The 11,735-nt window shown below is 72.1% G+C and carries 9 protein-coding genes; 5 read left to right on the plus strand and 4 right to left on the minus strand.

Translation table 11 applies throughout. The features are described 5' to 3' along the window. Positions 1 to 5 precede the first annotated feature (5 nt). Positions 6 to 1,856, plus strand: a complete 1,851-nt coding sequence (locus IEZ04_RS01960; protein ID WP_189214823.1) for a glycoside hydrolase family 15 protein — start codon at positions 6 to 8, stop codon at positions 1,854 to 1,856. Between the two features lie 4 nt (positions 1,857 to 1,860). Here the strand turns inward: IEZ04_RS01960 and IEZ04_RS01965 are convergent, their stop codons facing one another. From IEZ04_RS01965 to IEZ04_RS01980, 4 genes are read right to left on the minus strand one after another with little or no spacing between them, the layout of a single operon-like run. Beyond that, complete coding sequence (locus IEZ04_RS01965; protein WP_189214824.1) at positions 1,861 to 4,194, minus strand: beta-xylosidase/alpha-l-arabinosidase; 2,334 nt, start codon at positions 4,192 to 4,194, stop codon at positions 1,861 to 1,863. Between the two features lie 54 nt (positions 4,195 to 4,248). Then, positions 4,249 to 5,148: a carbohydrate ABC transporter permease gene (locus IEZ04_RS01970; protein ID WP_189214825.1), complete on the minus strand. Its 900-nt coding sequence runs from the start codon at positions 5,146 to 5,148 to the stop codon at positions 4,249 to 4,251. A gap of 4 nt (positions 5,149 to 5,152) precedes the next feature. Then, on the minus strand, positions 5,153 to 6,064 hold the full coding sequence (locus IEZ04_RS01975) for a carbohydrate ABC transporter permease (protein ID WP_189214826.1): 912 nt from the start codon (positions 6,062 to 6,064) through the stop codon (positions 5,153 to 5,155). Then, on the minus strand, positions 6,061 to 7,428 hold the full coding sequence (locus IEZ04_RS01980) for an ABC transporter substrate-binding protein (protein ID WP_189214827.1): 1,368 nt from the start codon (positions 7,426 to 7,428) through the stop codon (positions 6,061 to 6,063). The genes IEZ04_RS01975 and IEZ04_RS01980 overlap by 4 nt, the downstream gene beginning before the upstream one ends. 119 nt (positions 7,429 to 7,547) lie before the next feature. Here IEZ04_RS01980 and IEZ04_RS01985 point away from each other — a divergent pair, with 119 nt between their 5' ends. From IEZ04_RS01985 to IEZ04_RS02000, 4 genes are all read left to right on the plus strand, one after another. Beyond that, positions 7,548 to 8,606 carry a LacI family DNA-binding transcriptional regulator gene (locus IEZ04_RS01985; protein ID WP_189214828.1) on the plus strand — a complete coding sequence of 353 codons (1,059 nt, stop codon included), beginning with the start codon at positions 7,548 to 7,550 and terminating at the stop codon, positions 8,604 to 8,606. Between the two features lie 101 nt (positions 8,607 to 8,707). Further along, the gene (locus IEZ04_RS01990) at positions 8,708 to 10,090 is read left to right on the plus strand and encodes a glycoside hydrolase family 10 protein (protein ID WP_189214829.1); all 1,383 of its coding nucleotides are present in this window, start codon (positions 8,708 to 8,710) and stop codon (positions 10,088 to 10,090) included. Between the two features lie 107 nt (positions 10,091 to 10,197). Continuing rightward, positions 10,198 to 11,277: an LCP family protein gene (locus IEZ04_RS01995; protein ID WP_373296237.1), complete on the plus strand. Its 1,080-nt coding sequence runs from the start codon at positions 10,198 to 10,200 to the stop codon at positions 11,275 to 11,277. A gap of 101 nt (positions 11,278 to 11,378) precedes the next feature. Beyond that, positions 11,379 to 11,732 (plus strand): YciI family protein, encoded by a 354-nt coding sequence (locus IEZ04_RS02000; protein ID WP_189214830.1) that lies wholly within the window; start codon positions 11,379 to 11,381, stop codon positions 11,730 to 11,732. Positions 11,733 to 11,735: the final 3 nt, after the last annotated feature.

Raw genomic sequence — 11,735 nt, forward strand, 5'->3', positions numbered from 1 at the left:
CTGCGATGCCGGACACGAACGGGTACCTGCCCATCGCCGAGCACGGCCTGATCGGCGACCTGCGGACCGTCGCCCTCGTGGGCAGCGACGGCACCATCGACTGGTACTGCTGCCCGAGTTTCGACGCCCCCAGCGTCTTCGCCTCCCTGCTGGACGGCGAGCGGGGCGGCCGCTTCGAGCTGGCGGCCTCCGTGCCCGCGCGGACCAAGCAGTTCTACTTCCCCGACACCAACGTGCTGATCACCCGGTTCTTCACCGAGGACGGCGCGGCGGAGATCCAGGACTTCATGCCCGTGACCGCCGACCCGGCGGACGAGGCCGGCGAGGGAGGACGGCACCGGCTGATCCGGCGGGTGCTGTGCGTACGCGGCACCGTCCCGTTCCGGGTGCGGGTGGCCCCGCGGTTCCAGTACGGCGCCGACCCGCACACCGTACGGACGCGGGACGGCCTGGTGGTCTTCGAGTCCGGCGGCCTGTCCCTCGCCCTGACCTCCACGGTGCCGCTGGAGCACGCCGACGGCGACGCCCGGACCGAGTTCAAGCTCGCCGAGGGCGAGGCCGCGGTGTTCGCGCTCGACCAGGTGGGCGGCGAGGTGCCGCCGCGCGGCTGCGCCCTCGCGGAGGCGGAGCGCGAGTTCGAGGCGACGGTCGCGTACTGGCGGCGCTGGCTGTCGCAGTCCCGCTACCGGGGCCGGTGGCGGGAGATGGTGCACCGCTCCGCGCTCACCCTGAAGCTGCTCACCTACGCCCCGACCGGCGCGATCGTCGCCGCGCCCACCACCAGCCTGCCCGAGCAGCTCGGCGGCGAGCGCAACTGGGACTACCGGTACGTGTGGGTCCGGGACGCCGCCTTCTGCGTGTACGCGCTACTGAGGCTGGGTTTCACGGGCGAGGCGGAGGCCTTCATGAAGTTCCTCGCCCGGTACATCAGCCCCGGCGACGGCGGCCCCGGCGACGGCGGCCCGGGCGACGCCGGACCGTCCGGCCCGCTGCAGATCATGTACGGCATCGACGGCCGCACCGACCTGACCGAACGCATGCTGCCCCACCTGGAGGGCCACCGGGGTTCGGCCCCGGTCCGCGTCGGCAACGCCGCCGCCGGCCAGCTCCAGCTCGACATCTACGGCGCCCTGATCGACTCGGTCTACCTCTACGACAAGTGGGCCCACCCGATCTCCAGCGACCAGTGGGACGACGTCTGCCGGCTGGTGGACTGGGTGTGCCGGAACTGGGACCAGCCGGACGAGGGCATCTGGGAGACCCGGGGCGGGCGCAAGAACTTCCTGTACTCGCGGCTGATGTGCTGGGTGGGCGTCGAGCGCGCCATCCGGACGGCCAACCGGCGCGGTCTGCCCGCGGACCTGCCGCGCTGGCGGGAGACCCGCGACACCATCTACCGGCGGATCATGGACCGCGGCTGGTCCGCCTCCCGGCAGGCGTTCACCCAGGTGGAGGACGGCGACGTACTCGACGCCGCCGTCCTGATGATGCCGCTGGCCAAGTTCATCTCGCCCACCGACCCCAAGTGGCTGTCCACCCTGGACGCGCTCACCGAGGAACTGGTGTCCGACTCGCTGGTCTACCGGTACGACCCTCAGGCCAGCCCGGACGGTCTGCGCGGCGACGAGGGCACTTTCTCCATCTGCTCGTTCTGGTACGTCGAGGCGCTCACCCGGGCGGGCCGCGTCGACGAGGCGCGGCTGGCCTTCGAGAAGATGCTCACCTACGCCAACCACCTCGGCCTGTACGCCGAGGAGATCAGCCGCACGGGCGAGCAGCAGGGCAACTTCCCGCAGGCCTTCACGCACCTCGCGCTGATCAGCGCGGCGTTCAACCTGGACCGCGCGCTGGGCTGAGGCCCTAGCGCACCGGCGTCACCTCGGTGGGGCAGAGCAGCCGCCGGTCCGTGCCCAGTACCCGCTCCGGTCCCGTCAGCGTCAGCCGCGCGGTGTGCCGTACGTCCGTGGCGGAGGCGGACAGCCGCAGCTCCAGCGCGCCCGGTTCCACGATCCGGCTCCCCGTGCGGCCGGTGAACGCCGACAGGTCGGCGTGGAAGCGGAACGTGAGCCGCCGCGCCTCGCCGGGCGCCAGTTCCACGCGCCGGTAGCCGATCAGCCGGACGTCCGGGCGGGTCACCTGCGCGACCGGGTCGTGCAGGTAGAGCTGGACGACCTCGGCGCCCGCCCGCTCACCCGTGTTGGTGACGGTGACCGCCAGGTCGTACGACCCGTCCGTGGTGATCTCCGCGTCCGGTGCCGTGATGTCGTCCCAGGTGAAGGCGGTGTACGAGCGGCCGTGCCCGAAGGGGTACAGCGGGGTCGGGTCGAGGCTGCTGACCTCGCCCGCGAGGCCCAGCGGCGGCTGGAGGTACGTCCACGGCTGGCCGCCGGGCCCGCGGGGCACGCTCACCGGGAGGCGGCCCGACGGGTTCACCCGGCCGCTCAGGACGCCCGCCACCGCCGGGCCGCCCTCCTCGCCCGGGAAGAACGCCTGCACGGTCGCGGCGACCCGCCCCTCCCAGCGGCCGAGCGCGTACGGGCGGCCGGTCAGCAGCACCGGCACCACCGGCACCCCCGTCGCGACCAGCGCGTCGAGCAGCTCTCCCTGGACTCCGGGCAGGTTCAGGTCGGCCACGTCGCAGCCCTCGCCCGACGTGCCCCGGCCGAACAGCCCCGCCCGGTCGCCGAGGACCGCCAGGCACACGTCCGCCTCGGCCGCCCGCGCCACGGCCTCCGCGAAACCGGAGGTGTCCGGGCCGGAGGTGTCGCAGCCCTCGGTGTACGTGATCTTGGCGTCGGGGAGTTCGGCGCGCAGGGCCTGGAGGAGGGTGGGGATCTCGATGCCCACCGGCTTGTCCGGGTGCTGGACGCCCACGTGGGAGGGGAACGAGTAGCAGCCGAGCATGGCCAGCGGGTCGTCGGCGCGCGGGCCCACCACCGCGATACGGGCGTCGGGGGCGAGCGGCAGCAGCCCGTCCGGGTTGGCGAGCAGGACCACGGACTCCTCGGCGAGCCGGCGGGCGAGGGCGCGGTTGCCCGCCGAGTCCAGGTCGACCGTCACGGAACCCTCGGCGGGCGCCGGTTCCCAGTCCTCGTCCAGCAGCCCCAGCTCGCACTTCTGGAGCAGCACCCGGCGGGCCGCCCGGTCCACCAGCGACTCGTCGACCGTTCCCGCCCGCACCGCGTCCACCAGCGCGTCCCCGTAGCAGCGCACCGTCGGCAGCTCCACGTCGATGCCCGCCGCCAGCGCCGCGTGGGCCGCCTCGGCCGGGGTGCCGGCCACCCGGTGCAGCGTCTCCAGGAAGCCGATGCCGAAGTAGTCGGCCACCACCGTGCCGTTGAAGCCCCACTCGTGGCGCAGCAGCCAGGTCAGGAGGGCGGGGTCCGCCGAGGCGGGGACGCCGTCGATCTCGTTGTAGGCCGCCATCACCGAGCGGGCGCCGCCCTCCCGGAGCGCCATCTCGAACGGCACCAGCGTCACGTCCGCGAACTCCCGCGTCCCGGCCCGCACCGGCGCGAGGTTGCGGGCGCCCGCCGAGGACGCGTACCCGGCGAAGTGCTTCAGCGTGGCCACGATCCCGGCCGACTCCAGGCCCCGTACGTACGCGGCGCCGATGGTGCCGACCAGGTACGGGTCCTCGCCGACGGTCTCCTCCACGCGGCCCCAGCGCAGGTCCCGTACCACGTCGAGGACCGGGGCGAGGCCCTGGTGGACGCCGACCGAGGCGAGGTCGCGGCCGATGCGCGCGGCCATCTCCTCCACCAGGCCGGGGTCGAAGGTGGCGCCCCAGGCCAACGGCACCGGATAGGCGGTCGCGCCCCAGGCCGTGAAGCCGGCCAGGCACTCCTCGTGGGCGACGGCCGGGATGCCGAACCGGCTCGCCTCGGCTATCCGGCGCTGGGCGCGGGCCAGTGCCTGCGCGCCCAGCGCCGGGTCCACGGGGGCGGTGCCGAAGGACCGGGTGAGCTGGCCGAGACCGCGGGTGATCAGCTCGCTCCAGTCGTAGTCCGCGGTCATCTCGTGCTGGTGGGGCGCGACTCCGTCGCCGTCCGTGTCGGCGCCCACCCACACCCCGTAGAGCTGGGCGGTCTTCTCCTCCAGGGTCATCCGGGCGAGGAGGTCGTCGACCCGGGCGGCGGCGGGCAGCGCGGGATCGCGCCAGGGAGCGGGGTCACGCCGAGGGGCGGTGGTCATGAAACTCCTGTCGAGGCTGTAGGGAGGGGGCGTCGGGCGGCGGCGGAGCGGTCCTCACTTGCCGCCCACGCCCATCAGGCCGTTCACGAGGGCGCGGCGGGCCAGCAGGTAGACGACGAAGATCGGGACACCGGAGAGGACGACGGAGGCGAGCAGCGCGGGGATGTTCACGCCGAACTGGCTCACGTAGTTGAAGAGCCCGAGGGTGAGCACGCGCGGGCCGTCCGACTGGGTGAAGATCAGCGGGAAGAGGAAGCCGTTCCACGCCTGGAGCGCGGAGTAGATCACCACCGTGCTGATGCCGCCCTTGGCGAGCGGGACCGTGAGCTGGAGCAGCATCCGCAGCGGGGAGGCGCCGTCCAGCGCCATCGCCTCGTACAGCTCCTCCGAGATGTCCCGCAGCGTGCCGGTCAGGATCAGTACCGAGACCGGCATCGCGAAGGCCGCCGTCGGCAGGATGACGGCCGGCAGTGTGTCGTACAGGCCGAGCTCGGAGATCAGCAGGTAGAGCGGGACCACGACCGCCTGCGCCGGGATCGCGACGCCCAGCAGGAACAGCCGGAACGCAGCCCCCGACCAGCGGGTGCGGGTGCGCACGGCGACGTACGCGAGGGGCACCGACAGCAGGAGCACGAGGGCGACGACCGCCACCGCGACGATCGCCGTGTTGACGAGGAGGTGGCCGAATCCGCTGTCGAGGACGGTGTTGTAGTTGTCGAGGGTGGGGTTCGTGGGCGGGCGCAGGGGGTTCTCGGTGAGGGCCTGTTCCTGGTCGGTGAGCGAGGCCGACAGCATCGCGTAGATCGGGACCAGGACGACCAGCAGCCACAGGGTGGCGCCGAGGCCGGCCACCGGGTTGGGACGCCGGGACCAGTGCCTGCGGCGGGGCGCCTGGCGCGGGGGGTCGGCGGGCTCGACGGTCTTCGCGGGACGCGGCAGCGTGGTGTGTGACACTCCGTCACATCCCTTCTCTGGTGCTGCGCATGCCGCCGAACCCGGTCAGCCGGACCAGCAGCAGGGACAGCCCGGTGGCGGCGATGACGAGGAAGGAGGCGATGGCGCTCGCGTAGCCGAAGTCGTACGACTGGAAGCCCGCCTCGTACATCAGGTACGGCAGGATCGCGGTGTCGGTGCCCGGGCCGCCCCTGGTCAGGAGCAGCACGGTCTCGAAGTACGTGAGCGAGCCGGCGATCATCATCACGCTCGACGTCGTCATGGTGTGGCGGAGCTGGGGCAGCGTGATCGAGAAGAACTGGCGGTAGCGGCCCGCGCCGTCGACCGTCGCCGCCTGGTACAGCACCGCCGGGATCTGCCGGGCACCGCCCTGGTAGATCAGCGTGTGCAGCGGGATGAACTGCCAGCCGCCGACGAACACGATCGCGAGGAACGCCCCGCTGGACGAGCCGAGGACGCCGGTGCGGACGACGCCGAAGTTCGGGTCGAGGAGTGCGTAGAAGAGCAGCGCGATCGCGGCGGAGGACAGCACCAGCGGCACGAAGAAGATCGCGGAGAGGACGGCGCGGTTGCGCTGGGGGCCCGCCGCCCACACCCCGAGCAGCAGCGCCACCACCGTCTGGAACGCCCAGCTGCACACCGTCAGCAGGACGGTCAGCCACAGGGACTGGGTCAGCCGCGGGTCGTCCAGCAGCTTCTGCCAGTTGGCGAGACCCACCGGCTTCGGGGCGTTGAGGCCGTCCCACTCGGTGAAGGACAGGTAGAAGGCCAGGGCCATCGGGACGATGGCGAAGAAGACGAAGAACAGGACGCCGGGCAGCGCCCAGGCGGCGTGCGGCCGGCCCGCCCGCGCGCCTTTCGCGGGCCGGGCGGCCTCGGACCGCCCGGACGGCCGCTTGTCGACCGTGACGCTCACTTCAGCCCCTTGCACGCCGCCACGAACCGGCTCGGGCTCGACTTGCCCGCGAAGAGCTTGCCGATCTCCGTCAGCATCCTGGCGCTCAGCTCGTCACCGATCGCCTGGTCCCAGGAGAGCGTGAAGGCGGGGGCCTTCTCGACCAGGTCGTACTGGAATCTGGCGTACTCGGGGTTCGGTGCCGCGTCCAGCAGCTTGGCCGCGTTGGAGGTGGTCGGCACGTCGCCGTTGTCGACCAGGGCCTGTGCGTACTCCTCGGAGGCGCAGTCCTTGAGGAAGGCGATGGCCGCGTCCTTGTTCTTGGTACGGGCGTTGATCGACCAGTAGTTGGTGGGGTTGCCGACCACGTTGCGGATGTCGCCGGTGCCGCCCTCGATCGCGGGGAAGGCCGTCCAGCCCAGGTTCCTGCGGGCGAAGTCCGGGAACTTGCCGAGCTGCGTCGAGTACTCCCACGAGCCCATCAGGTGCATGGCCGCCCTGCCCTTGGCGAAGACCGCGGGGGCGCTGTCGTTGGTGTACTTCACCGAGGTGAAGTCGGAGCCGAAGGCGCCGTCGTCGACGAGGTCCCGCGCCATCTCGGCCGCCTTGAGCATGGCCGGGTCGCCCCAGCCCTCGGCGTCGCCGTCCTGGATGCGCCGGAAGACCTCGTGGCCGCCGATGCGGTCCACCAGGTACTCCAGCCACATCAGCTCGGGCCAGATGTCGCCGCCGCCGAGCGCGAACGGGGTGATGCCCGCCTTCTTCAGCTTGGCGTTGTTGTCGAGGAGCTGGTCCCAGGTGGTGGGCGGCTGAAGCTTGTGCTCGGCGAAGACGGACTTGTTGTAGAAGAGGATCACCGGCTGCATGCCGCGCATGGGGATGCCGTAGTGGCGGCCCTTGAGGTCGCCGGACGACAGCACCGAGGGGATGAAGCCGTCCTTGAGCACCGGGTCGTCCTCGATGACGTCGGTGAGGTCGACGAGCTTGCCGGCCTCCTCGTACGCCTTGATGGAGCCGCCGCCCCAGTTGAAGAAGACGTCGGGGGCGCTGGGGGAGCCCATGGCCGTCCGCAGCTTCGGGGGGTAGTCGGAGCCGGGAATCCGTTCCAGCTCGACCTTGCCGCCGGTCTCCTTCGCCGCGGCCGACTTGTTGAACCGGTCCACGGACGCCTCTTGGATCTTCACCGCGGTGTCCCCGTACACGAAGGCGGTGAGGGTCCCGCTGCCGCCGCCCGAGCCGCCGCTGCCGGAGCCGCAGGCGGTCAGGCCGGCGCCGAGGCCGGTGGTGAGCACCGTGGTGGCTCCGGCACCGAGGACCCAGCGCCTGCTGAATGTGCGGCTCCCCGCAGGCCGTCCGCCGTTGGACAGCCCTCTGTTCGACTCCATGACAGCACCCTTCGCGGAAAAGGTCGAGCGAATGTTTCGGCATCTGGTTCGAATGTTCCGGGAACGTAAGACGCTCAAGGGGGTACGTCAAGGGGTCGCGCAGGGATACGATCCCGCCCATGAAGCCGTTGAAGACCGAGGGACCCCGGGCAGGAACGCAGGCCGCGCGCGCTCCGCAGACCGCGACGCTCGCCGAGATCGCCCGCGAGGCGGGGGTCTCCGCTCCGACTGTTTCGAAGGTGCTCAACGGCCGCGCCGACGTCGCCCCCTCCACCCGCGCCCGCGTCGAGGAGCTGCTGCGCACGCACGGCTACCGGCGCCGCCGCGCCGAGGCGACCCGCTCACCCCTGATCGACGTGGTCTTCCACGAACTGGAGAGCGCCTGGGCGATGGAGGTCATCCGGGGCGTGGAGACCGTCGCCCGCGAGGTGGGCCTCAGTGTGGTCCTCTCCGAGAGCGCGGGCCGGCTGACCCCCGGCCGTACCTGGGCCGACCAGGTCGCCGCCCGCCGCCCGCACGGCGTGGTGCTGGTGCTCTCGGGGCTCGACGCGTCCCAGCGGGCGCTGCTCACCAGCAGGTCGATTCCCTTCGTGGTGATGGACCCGGCGGGCGACCCGGGCGACGACGTGCCCTCCGTCGGCGCCACCAACTGGCAGGGGGGACTCGCCGCCACCCGGCACCTGATCGAGCTGGGGCACGAGCGCATCGGCGCCATCAGCGGGCCGTCGCGGATGATGTGCAGCCGCGCGCGCGTGGACGGCTACCGCGCCGCCCTGGAGACGGCCGGGCTCCCGGTCGACCCGGCGCTGATCAGGACGGGCGACTTCCACCACGAGGCCGGCCACCGCCTGGGCCTGGACCTGCTGGGCCGCTCCGACCGCCCCACGGCCGTCTTCGCGGGCAACGACCTCCAGGCGCTCGGCCTGTACGAGGCCGCGCGCGAGCTGGGGCTGCGCGTCCCCGAGGACCTGAGCGTGGTCGGGTTCGACGACCTGCCGGTGGCCCGCTGGGTGGGCCCGCCGCTGACGACCGTACGGCAGCCGCTGATGGAGATGGCCGAGGCCGCCACCCGGCTGGTGCTGGACCTCGGGCGCGAGGAGCCGGCGTCGTCGGCGACCCGGGTCGAGCTGGCGACGAGCCTGGTGGAACGGAGCAGTACGGCACCGCCGCGGCGCTGACGCATTGGCGTATTGACGGGTGGAGGGCGCCTCTCCACACTCCTCCGAAGTCAGTCGTTCGCGTCATCGAAACTTTCGGCTTCGACTTCGGAGGCACCCCCATGAGAACCTCCAGACCGTTCCGGCACCGGAGAACCTCCTCACGGACCCGGCTGGCCGCGCTGCTCACCGGCGTCTCGGTCGCCGCCGCGCTGCTGACCGGGGCCACGGCCGCCCACGCGGCCGACCCCCCGCTGCGGGACCTCGCCGACGCCAAGGGCAAGGCCATCGGCACGGCGGTCACCGGATCCAGGCTCACCGGCACGTACGGGGAGATCGCCGGGACCCGGTTCAACTGGCTCACCCCCGGCAACGCCATGAAGTGGGAGTCGGTCGAGCCCTCCCGCGGCACGTACAACTGGGCCGAGGCCGACCGGATCGTCGAGTTCGCCGAGGCACACGGCCAGCGGGTGCGCGGCCACACCCTCGTCTGGCACAGCCAGAACCCGGGCTGGCTGACGAACGGCACCTGGACGGCCGACGAGCTGAGCGGGCTGCTGGACGACCACATCGCCACCGAGGTCGGCCGCTACAAGGGCCGGCTCGCCGCCTGGGACGTGGTGAACGAGCCGTTCGACGAGGACGGCACCTACCGGCGGACCCTCTGGTACGACACCCTCGGCGAGGACTACATCGCCCAGGCCCTGACCGCGGCCCGCGCGGCCGACCCGAGCGCCGACCTGTACATCAACGACTACAACGTCGAGGGTGTCAACGCGAAGAGCACGGCGCTCTACAACCTGGTCAAGTCGCTCAAGGAGCGCGGCGTCCCGATCGACGGCGTCGGCCTCCAGGCGCACCTGATCCTCGGCCAGGTCCCCGCCACGCTCCAGCAGAACATCCAGCGCTTCGCCGACCTCGGCGTCGACGTGGCGATCACCGAGCTCGACATCCGGATGCAACTCCCCGCCACCCAGGCCGAGCTGGCGCAGCAGGCCGAGGAGTACGAGGCGGTGGTGGCCGCGTGCGTGGCGGTGAGCCGGTGCACGGGGGTCACCGTGTGGGGCTTCACGGACTCCGACTCGTGGATCCCGGACGTCTTCGAGGGCTACGGGGCGGCCACGCCGTACGACGAGAACTACGCACCCAAACCGGCGTACGGCGGCATCGCGACCGCGCTCGGCGGCACGACGACCACGCCGCCGCCGACGGACGCGTGCACGGCGACGTACACCGTGACCAGCCAGTGGAACACCGGCTTCACGGGTCAGGTGAGGATCGCCTGCTCGGGCGCGTCCCTGTCGTCCTGGAAGGTGGCGTGGACGTACGGCGCGGGCCAGCGGATCACCCAGGCGTGGAACGCCGCGTGCACCCAGACCGGCACACAGGTGAGCTGCGCCAACGCCGCGTACAACGGGGCCGTGCCGGACGGCGGCGCGGTGACGTTCGGCTTCAACGCGGCCTGGAGCGGCAGCAATCCGGTGCCGACGGTGACGCTGGCGTGACGTCCGGTCACGGGCACCGGGCCCGGCGCCGGCCGACCATGAGATTCTCCCGAGAATTCGGACCGGGAGGTACCCACGCGTAACATTTCGGACTTACGTTCTCACCTGTGACCGAACATGCGACCGAGCGCGTGGCCGACCGCACCGCCGGAGAAGACGAGTCCGCCGGCAGACGCGCGGGCCGGCGGCCCAGGGCGCTGAAGGCCGCCGGCCTCGTCCTCGCCGGTCTCCTCGTGCTCGGCGCGGGAGCGGCCGGCTGGACGTACCGGCACCTCGACGGGAACCTCACGAGCGTCGACGTCAACAACGCCCTCGGTGACGACCGCCCCCCGAGGGCCATGACGACCCCGCAGGCGTCCCCCTCCGCCTCTCCCGTACCGAGCGGCTCCCTGAACATCCTCGTCCTCGGCTCCGACTCGCGCGGCGGGGCCGAGAACGCGAGGCTCGGCGGCGGCGAGGACTCCGGCGCCCGGTCCGACACGGCGATGGTGGTCCACCTCGGCGAGGGCCGCACGACGGCGACGGTCGTCAGCATCCCGCGCGACACCCTGGTCACCCGCCCGTCCTGCCCGCTGCCGTCCGGCCGTACGACGGCGCCGGCGTCCGGGGCCATGTTCAACAGCGCCTACGCGGTGGGCGGCCCGATCTGCGCGGTGAAGACGGTGGAGTCCCTCACCGGCATCCGCATGGACCACTTCCTGGAGATCGACTTCTCCGGCTTCGCGGACCTGGTCGACGCGCTGGGCGGGGTGACGGTCACGACGGACGAGGACATCGACGACGAGGACAGCCACCTGACGCTGCCGGCCGGCACCCACCACCTCGACGGCGAGCAGGCCCTCGCCCTGGCCCGCACCCGCCACGGCACGGGCGACGGCAGCGACCTCGGCCGCATAGGCCTGCAGCAGGAACTGGTGAAGGCCCTCCTCGACCAGGTGTCGACCACCAACCTGCTCACCAGCCCCTCGAAGCTCTACCGGGTCGCCGACACGGCCACGGCCGCCCTGACGACGGACACGGACCTGGACTCCCTGAGTGCCCTGACGGGCCTGGGCCGCAGCCTCGCCGACCTCACCTCCGACCAGGTCGACATGGTGACGATGCCGGTCGTCCCGGCGCCCTCGGACGCCAACCGGGTGGTGACGAAGGAGCCGGAGGCGACGGAGCTGTGGGAGTCGCTGCGGTAGCCGGAGAAACTTTTCTCGCGGCCGTGTCGATCCGGCCGCCCTCCGTTCGACGCAGAGGGTGAGAGGCGGGGAACGGCCCCGCCGCACACCGAGGAGCGACCGTGCCCCGCTTCATGACCCTGGTGCAGTACGACGAGTCCGCCCTCCCCGCGGGGAGCCCCGGCCCGGAGGCCGAGCGCCGGATGGGCGAGCTGCTGGAGGAGATCACCAAGGCGGGGGTCATGCTCGACACCGCCGGACTGATGCCGTCCGCGCAGAGCAAGAAGGTGCGCCTGGAGGAAGGGGAACTGTCCGTCACGGACGGGCCGTTCACCGAGTCGAAGGAGATCGTGGGCGGGTACGCGCTCATGCAGTGCAAGGACCTGGCCGAGGCCGTCGAGTGGACGAAGCGCTTCGTCCGGGCGCACGAGGGGCTGGCCGTCACCTGCGAGGTGCGGGAGATCGTCGAGGGCTGATCG

It is taken from the genome of Streptomyces ruber (assembly GCF_014648075.1).
Classification (GTDB): domain Bacteria; phylum Actinomycetota; class Actinomycetes; order Streptomycetales; family Streptomycetaceae; genus Streptomyces; species Streptomyces ruber.

Coding starts and splice junctions, on each gene's coding strand:
- IEZ04_RS01985 (WP_189214828.1), top strand. CDS start 7,548: ATGAAGCCGTTGAAGACCGAGGGACCCCGGGCAGGAACGCAGGCCGCG.
- IEZ04_RS01990 (WP_189214829.1), top strand. CDS start 8,708: ATGAGAACCTCCAGACCGTTCCGGCACCGGAGAACCTCCTCACGGACC.
- IEZ04_RS01980 (WP_189214827.1), bottom strand. CDS start 7,428: ATGGAGTCGAACAGAGGGCTGTCCAACGGCGGACGGCCTGCGGGGAGC.
- IEZ04_RS01965 (WP_189214824.1), bottom strand. CDS start 4,194: ATGACCACCGCCCCTCGGCGTGACCCCGCTCCCTGGCGCGATCCCGCG.
- IEZ04_RS01960 (WP_189214823.1), top strand. CDS start 6: ATGCCGGACACGAACGGGTACCTGCCCATCGCCGAGCACGGCCTGATC.